The organism is Microbacterium sp. CIAB417 (assembly GCF_022788845.1).
Window position 1 is genome coordinate 29,819 of the sequence record NZ_JAHZUT010000006.1, and the last position, 18,050, is coordinate 47,868.

General features: G+C 65.9%; 19 protein-coding genes and 1 pseudogene. 7 read left to right on the forward strand and 13 right to left on the reverse strand.

Annotated elements, in window-relative coordinates; all coding sequences use genetic code 11:
* Positions 1–86 precede the first annotated feature (86 nt).
* From KYX17_RS23745 to KYX17_RS23790, 11 genes and pseudogenes are all read right to left on the reverse strand, one after another.
* Complete coding sequence (locus KYX17_RS23745; protein WP_374208985.1) at positions 87–851, reverse strand: triose-phosphate isomerase; 765 nt, start codon at positions 849–851, stop codon at positions 87–89.
* Positions 851–1,321 carry a ribose-5-phosphate isomerase gene (locus tag KYX17_RS23750; protein WP_243230067.1) on the reverse strand — a complete coding sequence of 157 codons (471 nt, stop codon included), beginning with the start codon at positions 1,319–1,321 and terminating at the stop codon, positions 851–853. The genes KYX17_RS23745 and KYX17_RS23750 overlap by 1 nt, the downstream gene beginning before the upstream one ends.
* 62 nt (positions 1,322–1,383) lie before the next feature.
* Positions 1,384–2,103: a hypothetical protein gene (locus tag KYX17_RS23755; protein ID WP_243230070.1), complete on the reverse strand. Its 720-nt coding sequence runs from the start codon at positions 2,101–2,103 to the stop codon at positions 1,384–1,386.
* Positions 2,104–2,540: 437 nt separating this feature from the next.
* Positions 2,541–3,302: an SOS response-associated peptidase family protein gene (locus KYX17_RS23760; protein WP_243230878.1), complete on the reverse strand. Its 762-nt coding sequence runs from the start codon at positions 3,300–3,302 to the stop codon at positions 2,541–2,543.
* Positions 3,217–3,894 carry a hypothetical protein gene (locus KYX17_RS32375; protein WP_243230082.1) on the reverse strand — a complete coding sequence of 226 codons (678 nt, stop codon included), beginning with the start codon at positions 3,892–3,894 and terminating at the stop codon, positions 3,217–3,219. The genes KYX17_RS23760 and KYX17_RS32375 overlap by 86 nt, the downstream gene beginning before the upstream one ends.
* Positions 3,891–4,463 carry a helix-turn-helix transcriptional regulator gene (locus KYX17_RS23770; RefSeq protein ID WP_243230084.1) on the reverse strand — a complete coding sequence of 191 codons (573 nt, stop codon included), beginning with the start codon at positions 4,461–4,463 and terminating at the stop codon, positions 3,891–3,893. Before KYX17_RS23770 ends, KYX17_RS32375 begins: the two co-directional genes overlap by 4 nt.
* Positions 4,464–4,521: 58 nt before the next feature.
* Positions 4,522–5,562, reverse strand: a complete 1,041-nt coding sequence (locus tag KYX17_RS23775) for a PIN domain-containing protein (protein WP_308220946.1) — start codon at positions 5,560–5,562, stop codon at positions 4,522–4,524.
* A gap of 61 nt (positions 5,563–5,623) precedes the next feature.
* Positions 5,624–6,136 carry a hypothetical protein gene (locus tag KYX17_RS23780; protein WP_243230098.1) on the reverse strand — a complete coding sequence of 171 codons (513 nt, stop codon included), beginning with the start codon at positions 6,134–6,136 and terminating at the stop codon, positions 5,624–5,626.
* Positions 6,137–6,261: 125 nt separating this feature from the next.
* A complete protein-coding gene (locus KYX17_RS32455) occupies positions 6,262–6,909 on the reverse strand; it encodes an IS3 family transposase (protein WP_374208986.1) in 648 nt (215 codons plus the stop codon).
* A gap of 219 nt (positions 6,910–7,128) precedes the next feature.
* Positions 7,129–7,446 (reverse strand): transposase, encoded by a 318-nt coding sequence (locus KYX17_RS32460; RefSeq protein WP_374208987.1) that lies wholly within the window; start codon positions 7,444–7,446, stop codon positions 7,129–7,131.
* Between the two features lie 81 nt (positions 7,447–7,527).
* Positions 7,528–8,684 (reverse strand): annotated as a pseudogene (locus KYX17_RS23790) (IS3 family transposase).
* 85 nt (positions 8,685–8,769) lie between these two features.
* Between KYX17_RS23790 and KYX17_RS23795 the strand changes: the two are divergent.
* Positions 8,770–8,940, forward strand: a complete 171-nt coding sequence (locus KYX17_RS23795; RefSeq protein WP_243230100.1) for a hypothetical protein — start codon at positions 8,770–8,772, stop codon at positions 8,938–8,940.
* A 382-nt stretch (positions 8,941–9,322) separates the two neighbouring features.
* Here the strand turns inward: KYX17_RS23795 and KYX17_RS23800 are convergent, their stop codons facing one another.
* Positions 9,323–10,327, reverse strand: a complete 1,005-nt coding sequence (locus tag KYX17_RS23800; protein WP_243230102.1) for a LacI family DNA-binding transcriptional regulator — start codon at positions 10,325–10,327, stop codon at positions 9,323–9,325.
* A gap of 246 nt (positions 10,328–10,573) precedes the next feature.
* On the opposite strand from KYX17_RS23800, the gene KYX17_RS23805 reads away from it, so the two are divergent.
* The 6 genes from KYX17_RS23805 (at position 10,574) to KYX17_RS23830 (ending at position 16,462) form a co-directional block, all read left to right on the forward strand.
* Positions 10,574–11,851 (forward strand): ABC transporter substrate-binding protein, encoded by a 1,278-nt coding sequence (locus KYX17_RS23805; RefSeq protein ID WP_243230111.1) that lies wholly within the window; start codon positions 10,574–10,576, stop codon positions 11,849–11,851.
* Positions 11,848–12,801, forward strand: coding sequence for a carbohydrate ABC transporter permease (locus KYX17_RS23810; protein WP_243230113.1), 954 nt, complete (start codon positions 11,848–11,850; stop codon positions 12,799–12,801). The genes KYX17_RS23805 and KYX17_RS23810 overlap by 4 nt, the downstream gene beginning before the upstream one ends.
* Positions 12,802–12,809: 8 nt before the next feature.
* Positions 12,810–13,640 (forward strand): carbohydrate ABC transporter permease, encoded by an 831-nt coding sequence (locus tag KYX17_RS23815; RefSeq protein WP_243230122.1) that lies wholly within the window; start codon positions 12,810–12,812, stop codon positions 13,638–13,640.
* 54 nt (positions 13,641–13,694) lie between these two features.
* Positions 13,695–15,092, forward strand: coding sequence for a glycosyl hydrolase family 32 (locus tag KYX17_RS23820; RefSeq protein ID WP_243230123.1), 1,398 nt, complete (start codon positions 13,695–13,697; stop codon positions 15,090–15,092).
* 141 nt (positions 15,093–15,233) lie between these two features.
* Complete coding sequence (locus KYX17_RS23825) at positions 15,234–15,560, forward strand: putative quinol monooxygenase (protein WP_243230125.1); 327 nt, start codon at positions 15,234–15,236, stop codon at positions 15,558–15,560.
* Positions 15,557–16,462 carry a carbohydrate kinase gene (locus tag KYX17_RS23830; protein WP_243230127.1) on the forward strand — a complete coding sequence of 302 codons (906 nt, stop codon included), beginning with the start codon at positions 15,557–15,559 and terminating at the stop codon, positions 16,460–16,462. Before KYX17_RS23825 ends, KYX17_RS23830 begins: the two co-directional genes overlap by 4 nt.
* 444 nt (positions 16,463–16,906) lie before the next feature.
* Here KYX17_RS23830 and KYX17_RS23835 read toward each other — a convergent pair whose 3' ends face one another.
* Complete coding sequence (locus tag KYX17_RS23835; RefSeq protein ID WP_243230129.1) at positions 16,907–18,022, reverse strand: serine hydrolase domain-containing protein; 1,116 nt, start codon at positions 18,020–18,022, stop codon at positions 16,907–16,909.
* Between the last annotated feature and the right edge of the window lie 28 nt (positions 18,023–18,050).

Genomic DNA, 18,050 nt, shown 5'->3' on the forward strand with positions numbered 1-18,050 from the left:
GTGCGTCCTCGAGTGCGCTCTTGCAGGAAGCCTAACGCGGCGAGGCGACCGAACCTCGCGCTCTGGCCAATGACGCGTCGGATCCCTCAGATGCACGCGGCTGCGAGCGAGGCGCCCTCGTCGAGGACCTCGATGAGGGCATCTGGATCGTGAGCAAATCGCCCGAGGAACAGCCCGTCGGCCGAACCGGAGAGGCGGGTGAGCAGCCCGGGTCCCGCGGAGCCGCCATAGATCACAGAGGATCCGCGACGTTCGGGAAGCTGATCGATCGAGTCGCGGAGCGCGTCGATCATGACTTGAATATGGCTGATCGGCGCCGGATGCTGGGCGCCGATCGCCCAGACCGGCTCGTAGGCCACGACGACGCCCCCGTCGGGGGCGTGCGTCAGAGCCGCGCGAAGTTGCGTGGCCACGGTGGCCACGGCTTCATTGAGCCCGATCAGTTCGGACTCGCCGACGCAGAGCACGGGAGTGAGGCCGTGGCGGAGCGCCGCCGCTGTCTTCTGCGCGATAAGGTCATCGGTCTCGCCGAAGAGGCGCCGACGCTCAGCGTGACCGATCTCCGCCATGCTCGCCCCGATCTCGGCCAGCTCGGACGCAGAGACCTCGCCCGTGAACGCGCCCTCGTCGGCGGCCGCAACATCTTGGGCGCCGACCCGGACGGGCGCGCCGTGGAAGGCCGTGAGGGCCGCAGGTATCTGGAGGTACGTGGGCAGGATGAAGAGCTCCACACGCCCGGACATCACCGCCTCGTGCTCGCGAACCCGCGCGGCGACGGCGTCGAACCAGGCAACGGCCTGCTTGTGACTGAAGTACATTTTCAGGCTGACGCCGACTCGCACTCGTCGCATCAGCAGGCGCCGGTGCTCTCATAGACGTCGATGAGACCGACCTTTCCCGCCGATGCGCTCGCAGGGTCGAATCTGTAGCCCAGCCACTCCCGGACCAGCCGGCGTGCAAGTTCGATGCCGATGACACGTTGGCCCATCGCGAGCACCTGTGCGTCGTTCGAGAGAATGCCTCGCTCGACGGAGAAGCTGTCATGCGCAGTGACCGCGCGGATGCCGGGAACCTTGTTTGCGGCGATGGCCACACCAAGGCCGGTGCCGCAGATGAGCAGCGCGCGATCAGCCGCGCCGCCCGCCACACGGCTTGCCGCCTCGATGGCGATCGTCGGGTATGGCGTATGTCCGTCCTCATCAACCCCGACGTCGACCACTGAGGCGACGCCCGCGTGCTGCTCCAGATCGCGCTTGAGGATCTCCTTGTAATCGAAACCTGCGTCATCGCTCCCGATCACGATGCGAAGCCGGTCTGCCATGGCGTTCTCCTTCTGTTTTCCTCGAGCGCACCCTACGCGCGGGTGCGGCACTCAGCGGCGTCCTAGTGCGGACAGTGGGCACACCGTGCACAATGTCCGCACCATGTAATCACAGCAAACTCGTATCGGTAAAGGCCCAGCGTGCTGACGTGTCCGGCCTCTAAGCGTCGGATGACGGCTATATCGGCACGTCGTTCACGCCGTGAGGTGTCGGGGTCGGTGTCCGGATCGTCCCACGCGAGCGGTGGCAACCATCCATGACGTTCCGCAAGCCGGCGTGCCGCATCGTGCATCGGGCCCTCGGGGCGCTGATCCCAGAGGGCGTCGAAGAGCGCCTTGACAGCATCGTGGGTGCCCACAGTCACGATCTGCCGTCGACCGTGCACGAGGGGCGACACGTTGCCGACACTGCGGCCGAGGAGCTCGGCGATCGTGCTCTGGGTCTGCCCGGTCGCCACGAGCGCCTGCAGCCGCCGCGTGGTCCCCGTCGCGGGCACCGTGCTCGTCGAGATCGCCTGAGGCTCCAGACGGAGGAGCGCTTCGGCGACGACAGCCTCGATGGTCTTCAGATGAACGCCGGCGGCGCCACGACGTCCGAATCGGAGGGTGGTGAGCGTGGAATTGGGCACGCCGGCGGCGATGGCGATCCGCTCGAGCGCGAACCCCGAGTCCAGCAGGCGCTGAAGGACAGTGCGTGCTGGCGCTGCGTCCACCCGGCGTGGGCGGATCTGATCCTCGCGTCCGTACGCACGGAGCCGGGAGCGCATGCGCTGCCGCTCCATCTTGCGCGAGTGTCGACAAGGGGAGCAGCGACATCCATGAAGGGTCCAGCATCCCTCGACGGTGTGCATGTGATGGGGGCCTGGCGGGCACTCAGGGAGAGGTGCGCGAGATGAACCGTGTTCGGTCAGGGTCTGGTCGCGCCACGCTTGCAGATAGTGCTTCCGGCAGAGTCCTCGGGCACAGACCGGTCGGTCGCAGTCATCGGCTGTGCAGCTGCTCATCGCTCACCCCGCGTGCATTCAGCCTCGTGGCCGTGAGCCCGGCGGGCTTCCTCGGCCGCTGCTTTCACCAGCTGCGGAACGCGTACGACGTCCTGCCCGCAGGTGCGGCAGACAGCAGTCCACTTCTTGACCCCATCGATGTCCACGGCCTTCAGGGGCGGGTATGAGAGCGGCATGTGTGATCCTCCGTGGGGATCACATACCCGGTGCGTCGCCTAGGAGAGAGGCTCCGCGGCCGCTCCTTGCCTCGTGCCGACGATCGCGGTCGCGAGCTGCTGCGATGCGCCACGCGCAGCGTCGATGAGTTGCCCGGCCGGAGCCAGGCTGGTCAGCCATTCCTCGGCGAAACCGGCGGGTATGAGCAGAGGCATCCGGTCGTGGATGTCGGAGATGTGGTCCGCTGCGGGCTGCATGACCAGGGAATAGCAGGTGTACTCCTGGCCGTCCGCGGTGCGGCCCCGCCTGGTGACGGCGGCGAGCCCGAGGAGATCGTTTCCCGGCAAGGAGAGGTGGTGGAGGGCCTTACTCGGCTTCTGGAACTCTCGCCAGTAACTCGCCGGCACGATAGCCCGGGAACCGATCGGTCCCTTGTCAGCCGCCAGGCGCTCCGACTTGGTGTTGATCGAAGGGAAACGGGCAGTCGCGCCGTCGACGAGGTAGCCCCACCAGCCCAGCGTCAGCGTGGAAAGGCCGGTGAAGATGGGGTTGAGGTTTCGCGCCTTGATGCCGGTCGGGAGCAGAGTCTTCCCGGCGTTCGACGCCGACCAGGTGCGGAGCGCGTCGATGACGGCATGGTCAACGACGCCCTGGTAGTCAGAGCTGTGAACGCGGGGATCTAGACCGTAGGAGGCACACTGGGCCAGCGTAGCCCTGAGCTCTGACAGCAGATGCTCACTCGAACTCGGGCGCCCGCACCTCAGGGTGTTCGGGGTTCTCCAAGGCGATCCCGAGGATCCGGTATGCGGTGTCGTTGAGATCGTCGCCGGGGTAGAAGTCCTCGAACAGAGCCTCTGCTTCCGCCTGGGTGCGTACACCGCGTTCAGCAAGCAGGACGCGGAGGTCCTCATACTCGCGTCGGGCGCGCCGCTGAGCGGAGTACAGCTTCATCGCGATCAGCATGTCCAGGGAAGCGACCTTCACGGTCACTATCCCGCTCGCGTACACGGTCTCCCATTCCTCACCTCGGGCGCCCATGCCGCTCGGGAGGAAGATCTGCGCCTTATCGTTCACCCAATCGTCCGGCCAGCCCTGCTCGACTGCGACCTCCTTGGCGACATCCAGGACCGCGTCAGCGGGGGAGAGCGCGGCGTCGATGTCCTGCGTCGCCCCGCGAGCGGCGTTGTGCCAGAGGGATATCGCCGCACCACCGACGATGCGGAGCTCTGCGGGCTCGCCCCGTTCCTCGAGGCGCTGGACGATCTCCTTCAGACCGAACTCGAGCTCGTCCCTGGTGAGCCGAGCCGCAGGGGTCTGCAACCGTGTCTCCGGTTCCGTCCGGTGCCTGCCGACGAACTGCCCGGCGTTGTCCGCGCCACCGCGCGGATGGTCCTCGGGTCGCCAGCTGGTCACGCGGAGACCAGCTCACCGGCTTCGATGTAGACGCCACGGCGGCGCAGCGGCTCCGGCACCTGGTCGACATCGACCAAGTCTGCGAGCTCAGGGGCCCATGGGCTCCACTTCGCGTTCGGATCACCGGCGGTCTCGGTTGCCCACAGAGGCGTGGGGATGCCTCGTGCGGCAGTCTCCTGCTCGACAACACCCGCGACTGCCCAGGACCATCCATCGTCGAACAGCTCCGGCTCGTCGACGGTGAGCGCAGCCACGGCGAGGATGTCGCTGGCGCGGAGGCTATTCACGAGCTGGAGGAGCGACTGCGCGGCCGCGTTCCTGTTGCCGTGGACGAGCGCGTTCCGGATCTGGGCAGCGGTCTCCGCAGCGCTCGCACGACCGAGCGTATCGACGACGAGCAGCCGGGCGCCAAGTCCGCGTGCCCACGTCTGCGCCGTCGAGGTGCGCGGATCCCGCCGACCGTGCTCGAAGGCATAGATCGCGCTCGTGTCGATGCCCGTGCGCGCGCCAAGGGCCGTCGCGGGGAGTCCGCGCCGGCGACGGAGCTGCGTGAGCTGATCGGTGAGCATGCTTCCATGGTAGGGCGCTTTCGCCCTACTGGCCAGGGGTGGCGGGTGAATCGACGTGTCAGCGGTACGGCTGGCGTCGTTCCTCGACGCCGAAGACTTCGAGGGTGCCACTGCTCTCCAAGCGCGTACGCTCGCCCACAGTCGCACCGCGCCATCGGAAGCTTAGGTCCCAACGCGCCGACATCTGGGAGATTTCGGGTTCCTCTCCCGGCCCGTCAAAGATCAAGAGGACAGTTGCATCGATATCTGCGATGCCGTCCGCGCTGATCTCATAGACAGATTCGCCATAGCGCTTCTTCACCTTGATCGTGTCCGCTTGCACGTCAACTCTGCCCACCTGCTCGACCTGTGCATGATCGGGACCCGGAGGGCTCCAGCGAGAGATGTCCAGACCGACGAGGGCATGAGCGATTTGCTCAACGATGTCAGCAACGGTGAGGTCCAACACAGACAACCCGAACTCGCCGGGCTCGTATTCTCCGGGGAACTCCATCGCGGCTAGCGAGCCGACAACGACCACGGAGGCACCAGTTTCCCGGCGGCTCTCCTCCTCAAGCACACGCTTCTTCTTGCCGAAGATCGAGTCTTTGGACAGGATGGTCAGATCGTCGAATGGGTGATCTTCGACCTGCTCAAGTGCGGTCAACCAGATCAAAGAATCCCGGTACCCGCCACCCGTTTCGTTGAACGGCGGTATGCGGTCGATGGCGCGTTGGGTGAGGTCTGCATGGTCGATGTCCGGCAGAGGGGCAACTTCGATCCCGATCGCCTGAATGCGAGCATCAAGGATCGACTCGTACCCGGCCTTTTCGGTCTCGTATGTCTGGATCAACGCGTCGGCGGCGTTCTTCGCCCTGCTCGACGATTTTCTCAGAACTGCCTTGACCTGCCGAATCTTCTCGTCGTGACTTCTCTGGAATCCGCCGATAGCCTCCCGCCTCGCGAGCTCAGGTAAGACAAGCCTCAGACGGCCTGCGCTGATTGCGGCTTCTGCCGCGTTCCACTTTCGATCACGCAGAAGCGGGTCCTCCATGAGGATGTTCGTATCGACGATGACAAGAATTGGAGCCCCCTCAAATGCAACGACAAAGCCGCTGATCTTCTGAACGCTTCACAACTTAGCGGTTCCACCGGCCCTGGTGCCGGGGCTTAGGTGCTCGTCACACCGAGATGCGGCTGAGCGGCACGCTGAACGTCTCGGGCGCCGACTGCGGCTTGCCGTCGGAGCCGATGAAGACATAGAAGTACTGGGTTGTGAGCCTCGGCACCTCGCCACGCCCTCCCGTAGTGCTCAGCGCGCCGGCTGCATATGCGTGCGCAGACCACTCCTCCCCGAGGACCTCGTTGATCCAGGCCGCGGCCTCGTCGCGGTCCACGCGCAGCCGCGAGTGCAGCTGCCTATGGTGCGCAGCCACCGACAGCGTGACGATCACGCCATCCCGGGACGGGTCACTCAGCATCGCCGACTGATCCGTCGTATCCCCGACGACGGTCAGTTCTGCATGACGGTCAGTCACCGACTTGATCGGCCCAAGGTGTCGAAGATGCGGCATGAGCTCAGAGTCACCGCTGCTTACCCATGCGCTGGAGTCCGAGGCATGAGAGAAGAGAGAACGCCGGAAGAGACGGATGTCTGTAGCGTGCTTGCGTGCCTGAGTGCTGACGTCGACCATGCCGACACGGTACCGCCGGCTTCAGACGTTGAGGCGATGCACGCGTGAGGGCCGTCATGACGGCGCGGACAACGGCACCTTGGCGATCAGTAGGGTCTGCTGCACGGATAGGTGACAGGGGTTAGTCAGGCCGCGAGGGCCAGGGTCTTGGTCATCATTGTCTCGAACTCGACGGGCGTCAAACGGCCCAGGCGATCTTGCCGGCGTCGGCGGTGGTAGGTCCGCTCGATCCAGGTCACGATCGCGATGCGCAGCTCCTCGCGGGTGGCCCAGGAGCGTCGGTTGAGGACGTTCTTCTGCAGCAGGCTGAAGAAGCTCTCCATGGCGGCATTGTCGCCTGCCGCGCCGACTCTGCCCATCGATCCGGTCATGCGGTGGTGGGCGATCTCGCGCAGGAACTTCCGGCTTCGAAATTGACTGCCCCTGTCGCTGTGGACCACGCAGCCGGCGACGTCGCCGCGCAGCGCGACGGCGTTGGCCAGTGCCCGGACGGCCAAGCTCGATTTCATCCGAGAGTCGATCGAGTAGCCGACGATCTTGTTGCTGAAGACGTCCTTGATCGCGCAGAGGTAGAGCTTGCCCTCGCCGGTGCGGTGCTCGGTGATGTCGGTCAGCCAGAGCCGGTTCGGTGCGTCCGCAATGAACTCGCGTTGCACGAGGTCGTCGTGAACGGGCGGGCCGGCCTTGCGGCCCTTCCCGCGGGCGCGTTTCTTGCCGAACGCCGACCACCAGCCGTTGGCCGACGCGATCTTCCACGCGGTCCGGTCGGCCATCGGCCATCGGCTGTCCGGCTTCGCGGGCTTCGTCGGCCAGGAAGCGGTGTCCGAACTCGGGGTCGTCGCGGTGCGCGTCGAACAGCGCGTTCGCGCGATACGCCTCCACCAGTTCCGACTCGGTGATGGGCTGTTTGAGCCAGCGGTAGTAGGGCTGGCGGGCGAGCTTGAGGACCCGGCACGTCACCGTGACAGGGATCCCGTCACAGGCGAGCTCTTTCACGAGCGGGTAGAGCCTTTTCCCGGCAGGTGCGCTTGCGACAGATACGCCGTCGCCCGGCGCAGCACCTCGACCTCCTGCTCCAGCAGCCGGTTGCGCTGACGCAGCTCGCGGACCTCGGCGTCTCGATCACCCGGCGACGGAGTACCGGTTTCGGCGGCGGTCTTCTCGGCGCGCGAGCGGGCGAGCCACTTCGTGAGCGTCATCGGGTGAACCCCAAAGTCAGCGGCGACCCGCTCGATCGTCACGCCGGGCTCTCGGTTCTCCGCGACGCGCACCACGTCGTCACGGAACTCCTTCGGATAGGGCTTAGGCACGAAGGCATCCTTCCAGGCCCACCCCCACGGGCAAGCCAGATCAGATGACCTGCCTCACGGATTTGGTGCCAGTCGCGGTCGCTAACTCGCGGCGGGGATGTCGTTGATTTCGAGTGTCTCGTATTCGATCGGCGTGCGGTAGCCGAGGGCGGAGTGACGGCGCTGACGGTTGTGGAAGATCTCGATGTACTCGAAGATCGCGTTCGCGAGTTCGACTCTGGTTTTCCACTTCTTCCGGTTCAGGAGCTCGATCTGCATCGATGACCAGAAGCTCTCCATCATCGCGTTGTCCAGCCCGTCACCGACGGACCCGAACGAAGGCAGCAGCCCGGCGGAGCGGATCTTCTCCCCGAAGAACCACGAGGTGAATTGCGTTCCGTGATCCGCGTGAACGATCCCACCCGGTCCAGGGCGACGGTTCCGGATGGCCATGTCGAGCGCGTTGATGACGAGTGTCGTGTCCTGCTTCGAGTCGATCGACCAGCCGACGATGCGGCGGCTGTAGGTGTCGAGGACTGCGGCGCAGTAGACCCAGCCTTCGCGCGTGCGATGCTGCGTGATGTCCGTCACCCAGAGCTCATTCGGGCGCGGTCGGGCGAACTTCCGGTTCACCAGGTCATCGGCCGTGACGACGCCGCGGAGTCGTTTGGTGCGGATCGGGCCGGGGAGCCCGTAAATCCCGGCCAGGCGCATCAGCTTGTGGACCGTCCGCTCGCTGACGCTGACTCCCATCGCCATGGTCAGCTCGGCGTGGACGCGGCGGTATCCGTAGGTGCCTCGCGAGGTGACGTGCACTTCCCGGATCAGGCCGGTGAGCCATTGCCTGCGCAGCTCGGACTGGGTCAGCGGCTTCCGTTTGACGCGGTAGTAGTGCTGCCTGGCGACACCAAGAACGCGGCAGCAGCGGTCGATCGGGATCCCGGCGTCGGCGAGTCGGTCGATCACCGGGAAGAGTCTTTTGGGCGGGGACGCTCCTCGTCGAGGAACTTCGCCGCTTGCCGGACGATCAGCAACTCGGTCTCGAGCTCACGGATGCGGCGTCTCGCTGCACGCAGCTCCGCCGATTCCGATGACGGGACACCGGGCCGGCGGCCGTTGTCGATGTCGTCCTGGCGGATCCAGTTCGAGAGCGTGACGGGGTGGATGCCGAGTTCGACGGCGGTCTGTTTGGCCTGCTTGCCGGCACGCACGAGCGCGACAGCGCGAGCACGAAACTCCGGCGGGTAAGGACGGGGCATGATGGTGAGCTTTCCGGATCGGGCCACCAATTAGCCACCGAAACTGGAACCTTTTCCGTGGGGCAGGTCAAGATGTCACCTACTCGTGCAGCAGACCCCGAAGATCAAGGAGGGGTTCGCGGGCATGGTCCGAGAGGTCGTCCACATCCCGTTCGATCCCGCGATCGTGAACGGCGTCCTGCGGTTCGACGCACTTCGGCCGGAGACCCAGCGAGCTTGCCTGGCGATGGGCGCCGCGGTGGCGCGCGGGCTCTGACATGGCCGAGGCGGTCACCAGGCCCAGCCGCACGGGGGTGCGCGAGCTCGCCTCGCGGCATGGGTTCGTCGAGATCCCGGACTCGATCTGGTGGACACGGACCGCGCCGGACGGCAGGATCCAGAGACTTCGCATCGTGGTGTGGGGCGTCTCGGGACGGACACCGAAGCCAGGGGCACAGCTCACGATCGAGGCGGTCAGATGCCGGTTTGAACAGTGGGAGGCACTTCTGCGCCGCGGCTCGGCACCCAAAACAGACATGCCGCCATAGCGGCTGGTTGGCCGGGATTAGATACTCTGCCGGGGGATGTCAGGCCGGCGGCTGCGGCAAGAACGTACCGCAGTCGGCGGGTGCCCTCCAGGCCCAATTTGGATAGCAACGTCAAGATCCCGGGGGAGTTTCGTGTACGGCATGGGATCTGATGACGAGTCGTGTTCCGATTCGCGTGGTTTTCACCGGTGCAGCGTCGTTGTCGATGCGTCGGAGCAGGGTATGTACGGCTTCGGTTCCCAGTGCGTCGGGATCTTGGGCGATAACGTTGATTCCGCCGCCGAAGACGTCGGCGAGCGGGAAGTCGTCGAAGGCGATGAAGGATGCGGAGGCGACGTCGAATCCGGCGTGGATCATCGCGAGGGTGGTGAGCGAGTTCCCGGAGACGAATGCGGTTGGCGGTTCGGGTGTCTGGCTGAGCCAGGTGAGTTGTTTCGCGATGCGCGGGCTGTCGGGGGTGTGCTGGTAGATCAGTGACGGGTCTGGTGTGATTCCTGCTTCGAGCAGTGCGGAGCGGTATCCGGCGAGTCGTTCGCGTTGGGTGAAGACGTCTTCGGCGTCGCCGAGGTAGGCGATGCGCTCGTGTCCCTTGGCGATCAGGTGGTTGACGGCTGCGGTCATGCCGCCGACGTTGTCGGAGAGGACGACGTCGGTCTCGTGTCCTCGGGCGGGGCGGTCGAGACAGACGATGGGTGTGCTGTGCAGGAGCCGGGCGAGGTATGGCTTCGGTGCGGGGGTGGGGCCGAGGACGATGCCGTCGACGTGTCCGGCGGCCAGGGATTCAAGCGTCTCCCGTTCCCGTTTGGCGTCGCCGAGCATGGATGCGATGATCACGACGTACCGGTCGCCGACGGCGTGTTCGATGCTGAGCGCGAGCTGTGCGGCGAAGGGTTCTGAGATGTCTTCGCAGACGAAGGCGATGGATCCGGACGATGAGCGGCGTAGGCCCTGCGCTGCGGGATTGGGGCGGTAGGAGAGGTCTCGCATCGCGGCTTGCACCCGTTCGCGGATGCTGTCGGAGACGTACACTTCCTTGTTCAGCACGCGGGAGACCGTCTTCGTGCTCACGCCCGCGTGTCGGGCGACGTCCTTCATGGTCGCGCGGTCCCCGCTCATCCCGTCCTCCTGTGTCGTGCGATCGCCGTTCGGAATCACAGTCTAGAGGTCCATTTTTCTGTCATCGATGTCAGATGCGAAATGACGCGGACTTCGGCCTCCGGGCAGCAGTAGTTCATGGGGTTTGCGGCCGAATCCCGATGGATCCGTGCTGGCGGTGGAATCTATCGTGTGTGGGAGCGACGGATGAGCGTGGCGATGTGTGCGACTCATCCTGACAACGTCGTCAGAGAAAGGGGCATCGCAATGCAGCGACGTGAGTTCCTCCTCGGCGCAGGGTTGGCTGGTCTCGGGCTTGTGCTCGCCGGCTGTACCGGTGCCGAGTCGCCTTCGCCGGGTAAGGGTGGTGCGATTCAGTTCTTCAACGATGCGGCATCCTGGGGCCCGGGGTATGAGTCTGCCGGTGCCGAGCTGGTGAAGAAGACGGGATGGTCGATCGATCCGCAGACGATCCCGAATGCCACCGCGTACGAGCAGGTGGTCCGTTCGCTGTTGCAGACGAAGAATCCGCCGGATCTGGTGAAGTGGGGCAGCGGCTTCCGGATGCAGGATCTTGCCCGCACGGGAGGTCTGGCCGACCTCACGAGCGCGTGGGAGGCATCTGTGGCGCAGGGCTGGCTCGACGATTCGTTGCGGTCTGCGTTCACGTTCCGTGATGGCGTGTACGGGCTGCCGTTGATCCAGGGCTTCTACGTGATGTTCTACAACGTCGCGGTGTTCGACAGGTTGGGGCTGTCTGTTCCGACGACGTGGGACGCGTTCATCGATGTCTGCGAGACGCTGAAGGCTGCGGGTATCACGCCGATCGGGACCACACAGGTGAACATCTGGCCGGTCGCGAACTGGTTCAGCATGCTCTCCACCGCGTACGACCCGGAGTGGTTCGTTCGGCTGTGCGAGAACCGGGCATCGTTCCAGGACGAGGAGGCCGAGGGCCTGATGGCCCTGTGGCAGGAGATGATCGGGAAGGGATATCACACCTCCGCGGACTCGCTCAGCGACAACTTCGCGGGCATGTTGCAGAACGAGAAGATCGGGATGTGGCCGACGCCGGTGAGCTGGAGCTCCCAGAATCTGCAGAAGCTCGGCATGAAGTCCGGTGAGGACTACGACGCGTTCCTGCTGCCGATGGTCAACGGTGACCCCCAGGCGGTGGTGACAGAGGTCGCCGGCCTGGTCGTTCCGCGGCGGTCCCCGCACGTTGCCGGTGTGGCCAAGGCGATGGCGTCGTGGCTGGATCCGCAGGTGCAGCAGCCGTGGTCGGACTTCCTGTCGGGTTCCTCCGCGAATCCGACGGTGAAGTGGACGGACAAGATCAGCCAGCGCCTGCAGACCGAGATTCGCCGCGACCAGGTTCAGGTCGTCAACCGGTACTGGGAGGCCTCACCGCCTCCCCTCGTCGTCGGCGTCACGCAGGACCTCGGCGGCTTCATGGCGAATCCGACCGATCCCGCCGGCGTGCTGCGCTCGCTGCAGCAGAAGGCGGAATCCGAATGGTCCTACTGGACGGAGGCCACGCGATGAGCGCACCCAGTGAGACCCGAGCGCTGGTGACCGGCACCGGGCGGCGCGGCCGCGCCCCGCAAGGCGACAACGCTGCCGCGCTGCGCCGGCGTGATCGGATCACCCGAGGTCGTCCGCGGCTGCTGTTCCTGCTGCCCGCGGTCGCGCTGGTCGGGATCCTGAGCCTGGTGCCGTTCTTCGCGACCGTGTGGCGCAGCCTCTTCGACGACGCGATCATCGACCCGCAGTTCAACTGGCTCGCCTCGTATGTGCGTCTGATCTCCGACCCGGTGATCGTGAAGTCGCTCGTCAACACCCTGATGTGGCTGGTCGGAACAGTGATCATCCCCGTCGGCCTGGGCCTGGCGATCGCGGCGCTGACCAACTCCGTGAACTGGGGCAAGTGGGCCCGCCTCGCGATCGTGCTGCCGTATGCCCTGTCGGGGACCGCGGTCGCGGTGGTGTGGAACTTCGTGCTGCAGGACTCCGGCGCACTGAACTCGTTCCTGCGGGGCATCGGCCTCGGCGCCCTGGCACAGCCATGGCTGCTGGAGTGGCCGGGGAACACGATCATGCTGATCCTCGCGAACTCCTGGCAGGCGTCGGGTGTGGCCGTGATCCTCTACCTCGTCGGCCTCCAGGGCATCCCCCGCGAGACACTCGAGGCAGCCTCGCTGGACGGCGTCGACGGCGCGAAACGGTTCTTCCAGATCGTGCTCCCGCAGCTGCGCGGCACCACCGCCGTGGTGATGGGCATCAGCCTCGCCAACGGGCTGAAGTCCTTCGACCTGATCTGGGTGCTCACCAACGGCGGTCCCGGCCGGGCCACCGAGACGCTGGCCGTGTCGATGTACTGGCAGAGCTTCGTGCTGCAGCGCCCCGGTTCCGGCGCCGCCATCGCCGTCGTCCTCACGATCGTCGTCGTGGCCGTCTCGGTCACCTACCTGCGCAAACAGCTCAAGAACGATTGAGACCCATCATGAAGACCACATTCCGCGCGGGTACCGCGCTGCGCTCGGCGCTGATCATCCTGATCGCCGTGCTCTGGTTCATTCCGACCTACCTGATCGTCGTGAACGCCTTCACGTCCAACCAGGCCTACAACGGCGAAGTCGCCTGGTTCCCGAAGGACTTCGCCCTGTTCGAGAACATCGCCATCGCCTGGCAGGCGGTGGACCTCGGACCATCCCTGATGAACTCCCTGCTGTACGCCGTCGTCGCCGGCGCGCTCGCCGTCCTCGTCGCGGCCCTGGCCGGGTTCGCCGTCTCGGCCATCCCGGGCGGGTGGCGCACGTTCTGGTTCTGGCTGATCTACTCGGGCGCGCTGTTTCCCGCCCAGGCATTCCTGCGTCCGCTGTTCACCGGCTACGCCGAGACCGGGCTGTATGACACCCGGTGGGGCCTGTTCCTGATCTATGTCGCGACCTGCGTGCCGTTCTCGTTCTTCATCATGCGCAACCACATGCTGTCGGTCCCACCCGAGATCAACGAGGCTGCGCAGCTGGACGGCGCGAACTGGTGGACCGTGTTCACCCGGTTCTTCCTGCCGCTGTCGAAGTCGGCGCTGGCCGCGGCGTTCATCTTCCAGTTCGTCTGGGTGTGGAACGAGCTGCTGTTCGGCATCACTCTCAGCTACTCCGAGGAGATCCGCCCCGTGATGGCGGCGCTGGCTGGTCTGCAGTCGAACTACGGCACCGTCGGCCCGCCGGTGGTCCTCGCCGGGGCCCTGTTCGTCTCACTGCCCACCGTGATCGTGTTCCTGCTGTTCCAGCGGGTGTTCGCCTCCAGCCTCGGCGGCGCCAAGATCTGACCCTCGTCCCCGCACCCATCTCGATCTGTCCCATCACCCCACAAAGGAGAATCCATGCCCGAGGTCTACTACCAGCATCCCGGAACCTGGTTCGGCGACTGCATGCCGATCCATCATGACGGCGCGTTCTATCTCTTCCACCAGAGAGATCTGCGCAATCCGGGACCGTTGCCGAACTGCGAGCCGTTCGGCTGGGCGCTGGCACGCACCACCGACTTCGTCACCTACGAAGACCTCGGCGACGCCATCGTGCGCGGCGGAGACCACGACCAGGACCAGTTCATCTTCGCCGGATCCGTCATCCGCGCGAACGGCAAGTTCATCGCCATGTACACCGGCTACAACCGCGACCACTTCGAAGCCGCGGGCAAGCCCTCCCAGGTGCTCATGATCGCGGAGAGCGACGACCTCATCCACTGGACCAAGACCGACAAGGCCGTTGTCGCACCGCAGCCCGGGTACGACCCCGACGACTGGCGAGACCCGTGGGTGATCTGGGATGCCGAGCGCGGTGAGTACCTGATGATCCTCGGCGCCCGCAAGGCCGGTCCGAAGACGCAGGCGACCGGAAGCACGGTCGCGTTCACCTCGAAGGACCTGGAGACCTGGGAGTTCCAGGGAGACTTCTGGGCGCCCGGGCTGTACACAATGCACGAGATGCCCGACCTCTTCCGTGAGGGCGACTGGTGGTACCACCTGGTCACCGAGTACTCCGACAAGTCCAAGACCATCTACCGTCGCGCGCGATCGCTGGACGGGCCGTGGGAGGCGCCCGTCGACGACGCCTTCGACGGGCGCGCCTACTACGCCGCCCGCTCGGTCTCCGACGGCGAGCGCCGCTACCTGGTCGGCTGGGTGCCCACCCGCTGGGACGACGACGACACCAAGACGTGGCAGTGGGGCGGCACCCTGGTGATCCACGAGATCGTCGTGCGGCCCGATGGGACGCTGGGGACGAAGATCCCCGACGCGGTCTCGGCACACCTCGCATCACGAACCGTGTCGACCACCCCTGGGTTCGCTCTCGACCGTCGCGACGGAGCCGCGCAGGAGGTGCTCGCCGCCGATGTTCCGCAGACGGCGCTCGTCTCGACGACACTGCGCGTGGACCCCGGCACACGGGTGGTGAACATCCGTTTCGGGGAAGACCCGACCGCGCAGGCCGGCTACCAGTTCGCGTTGCGCGCCGCCGAGGGGCGTCTGGAGTTCGACCGGTTCCCGAACTGGCCGTGGGGGCAGTTCGACAACCGCGATCTGGACCGCCCGCTCTCCATCGACGACGGCGCAGAACACGATGTCGCGCTGGTCTTCGACGGTGACATCGCGACGCTGTACATCGACGACGTGGCCCTGAACGCACGCTTCAACGCTCCCGCAGGTTCGCAGCTGTCGATCGAAGTCGCCGACGGTGCGATCGCCGTCGGGGACGTCGTCATCTCCACCACCCCGTGAACACATGCGGGAGGCCACGGCCCGTCGTTGGCACCGTGGCCTCCCGCCGTTCGCTTGCACGCCGTCGCACACGCAGACCCGTCTGGTGCACACCCAGACCCGTGGGGTGTGCACCAGCAGAATCTTCACGAGAGGACGAAGATGCCCACAGTCGATCACCCCGTTGTCCTGCACGCCGAGTTCACCGCCCGTCCCGGATCCGAGGACGAGGTCATGCGGCTGATCGGTGACTACGCCGAGCGCGTCCGCGACGAGCCCGGCAACATCGTCTTCGACGTGTACCGGAGAGCGGACTCGCTTGCGGACTTCTTCGTGTTCGAGGTGTACCGCGACCAGGAGGCATTCGACGCGCACCTTCGCGCGGACGCGGGAACGACATTCAACGCGCGTCTCGCCGACCACATCGTCGGAGAGGGCAGCACGCTCAGCTTCCTCACTCCTGCCTCGGTCTCGGGATGGCGGCCATGATCGCCCCCCGAGTCCTCGTCATCGGCGAAGCTCTGATCGACGTCGTCCACCGTGCCGACGGCACGATCGACGAGAACCCCGGCGGCAGTCCCGCGAACGTCGCGATCACCCTTGGCCGCCTCGGACGATCCCCCCAGCTGCTCACCGCGCTGGGCCACGACGACCACGGTCAGCTCCTGCGGAAATGGCTTGCCGAGTCCGGCGTCACAGCCGTGCCCATCGAGATCGCACGGACAGCGACCGCGACCGCGGAACTGGACGCGGCAGGAGCGGCCACCTACGTCTTCGATATCGAATGGACCCTCGCCGGCGCCCACCCGGATCGAGTGGATCTCGTGCACGTCGGATCCATCGCCGGCCTGCTCGAGCCCGGGGCAACAGACCTGCTCCGGCTGCTTGACCAGCAGCACGATGACACGCTGATCACCTACGATCCCAACATCCGCCCCGCCCTCATCCCCGATCACGACATCGCACGGCAACAAGTGGAAGCACTCGTCCGGCGCGCAGACGTGGTCAAAGCCAGCGATGAAGACCTTCGGTGGCTCTACCCCGACCGTGACCCTCGCGCATCCGCCCGCGCCTGGCACCGATCGGGACCTGCGATCGTCATCGTGACGGAGGGTGCGAACGGCGCCTTCGCCATCACGGAATCAGGGGAAGCCCACGTGCCGGGCCGTCCAGCCGACGTCGTGGACACCGTCGGAGCGGGAGACACCTTTATGGGCGCCATCATCGACGGACTGATCGACGTGGGCTGGGCAACCGGCAACGCTCGCGCAGCTCTGCGAACCACAGACACGAGCCACCTCACATCGATCCTCGACTGGGCCGCACGAGCAGCAGCAGTCACCGTCTCCAGACGCGGAGCGAACCCACCACGCCGGAACGAACTCATCTGAGCGGCGGCTTGGGGGAGGGCCGTTCGCTGCACGCCCGCGCCGCCCACGGAAGAGGCAGAGGATGAGAACTCGGAGGCGCAACGCCCGCGGGGCGGGGCTGTTGTGGGAGGACTGTTTCTCACCTCGCTGGTAGCGCATTATGCACGGTCTCGTCGGGTTACAGGAATGCCTGGAGCACAGTGAAGGCGCTGGTTGTTCCAGGAGCACTCCCATTCGATGAGCGCCGGGTCGACCTGTTGGGCCCGTGTGTCGCGGGCCGCGCTGCCGGATCAGCTCTGTTCTCTGTAGGGGTGTTGATCAGCCGCGCCGTGGAGCCGGTTGGCGATCGGTGCCGTCGACTGGACGAGGCCGAGCCCAGGATCGGCGAGTTGACTCGGCACGCCAACCACGCAACGCCGGCCGCGTGCTCTTCCCGGGCCATGAGGCCACGGTGGCCAGCGTATGTCAGCCTTCCAAGACGCTGCGGAGAGCGTGGACAATGCTGTTGGCGCGTTGATCGCGGCTATCGCTGAGCCAGTTCGTCACGAAACCGAACCCCACGCCGTATTTGGGGTCGGCGAAACCCAACTGGCCGCCGGCGCCGTCGTGCCCGAACGACTGTGCGCTGAGGAGTGGCCGTCGATCCGAGGTCAGCATGTATCCTGAGGCCCACCGAGGCCAGGGGCCTGGAACGGCGAAGTAGGGCTGTCCCTCGCTTTGCGGTCTTGTCTGCTCCGCGATGGTCGCGTCGTCGAGCAGGCGCACGCCATCCGTGGTTCGGACAGTTGCTGACCACACCTTCGCAAGTCCTCGCGCCGTCGCGACGCCACCGGCGCTGGGAATACCAGCGACAAGCACGTCGTCACGGTTGAACCCGGCGCGTTCGCCCACGAGGTCCACAGGCAGGGCCCCACCCAGGGTCAGCGTGAGCCGTTCCCAGTGCTCGTTCTCGCTGCGTGGCTCATGGGCGAACGAGCTGCGGCCGACCTCGACATGAGCGCGATTGGGTGTGGCGGCTGCAGCGCCGAGGGCAACCTCTGCACCCAGCCCCTGCGAGAAGATGTCATCGAATAGCGCGTCGACGGTCTCGCCCGTCACCCGACGCAGGACTTCACCGATCAGCCAACCGTAGGTGATCGCGTGGTATGAATGGGCGCTGCCGGGCGTCCAGAGCGGCTTCTGAGCCTCCAGCCGGGTGATCATCCGCTCCCAGTCCAGCAGTTCCTCGAACGTCACCGACGTGTCGAAAGCCGCGAGTCCGGCACGGTGGGTGAGCAGGTCGCTTACGCTGATCTTGGCCTTTCCCGCTGTCATGAACTCCGGCCAGTACGTCGCGACAGTCGCATCGAGGTCGAGCAGGCCGCGCTCGACGAGCCGATGCGTGAGGATCGCAAGAAGACCCTTCGTACAGGAAAACACGACAGAGGCAGTCTCCGCTGCCCACGGCCGATCGTGCCGACGGTCCGCCAAGCCCGACCAGGCATCGAGCACGCAGTCGCCGTCGATGTAGATGGCGACAGCACCACCTCCGCCAGGTGATGCATCGATGGCCTGTTCGAAGGCGCGCAGGACTGGAGCCATGTGCGGCTCGCACGTCCGCCATGACGCC

Coding starts and splice junctions, on each gene's coding strand:
- KYX17_RS23755 (WP_243230070.1), bottom strand. CDS start 2,103: ATGGAGCGGCAGCGCATGCGCTCCCGGCTCCGTGCGTACGGACGCGAG.
- KYX17_RS23745 (WP_374208985.1), bottom strand. CDS start 851: ATGCGACGAGTGCGAGTCGGCGTCAGCCTGAAAATGTACTTCAGTCAC.
- KYX17_RS23820 (WP_243230123.1), top strand. CDS start 13,695: ATGCCCGAGGTCTACTACCAGCATCCCGGAACCTGGTTCGGCGACTGC.
- KYX17_RS23825 (WP_243230125.1), top strand. CDS start 15,234: ATGCCCACAGTCGATCACCCCGTTGTCCTGCACGCCGAGTTCACCGCC.
- KYX17_RS23810 (WP_243230113.1), top strand. CDS start 11,848: ATGAGCGCACCCAGTGAGACCCGAGCGCTGGTGACCGGCACCGGGCGG.
- KYX17_RS23750 (WP_243230067.1), bottom strand. CDS start 1,321: ATGGCAGACCGGCTTCGCATCGTGATCGGGAGCGATGACGCAGGTTTC.
- KYX17_RS23780 (WP_243230098.1), bottom strand. CDS start 6,136: ATGGTCGACGTCAGCACTCAGGCACGCAAGCACGCTACAGACATCCGT.
- KYX17_RS23800 (WP_243230102.1), bottom strand. CDS start 10,327: ATGAGCGGGGACCGCGCGACCATGAAGGACGTCGCCCGACACGCGGGC.
- KYX17_RS32455 (WP_374208986.1), bottom strand. CDS start 6,909: ATGGCCGACCGGACCGCGTGGAAGATCGCGTCGGCCAACGGCTGGTGG.
- KYX17_RS23805 (WP_243230111.1), top strand. CDS start 10,574: ATGCAGCGACGTGAGTTCCTCCTCGGCGCAGGGTTGGCTGGTCTCGGG.
- KYX17_RS23815 (WP_243230122.1), top strand. CDS start 12,810: ATGAAGACCACATTCCGCGCGGGTACCGCGCTGCGCTCGGCGCTGATC.
- KYX17_RS23830 (WP_243230127.1), top strand. CDS start 15,557: ATGATCGCCCCCCGAGTCCTCGTCATCGGCGAAGCTCTGATCGACGTC.
- KYX17_RS23770 (WP_243230084.1), bottom strand. CDS start 4,463: ATGCTCACCGATCAGCTCACGCAGCTCCGTCGCCGGCGCGGACTCCCC.
- KYX17_RS23835 (WP_243230129.1), bottom strand. CDS start 18,022: ATGGCTCCAGTCCTGCGCGCCTTCGAACAGGCCATCGATGCATCACCT.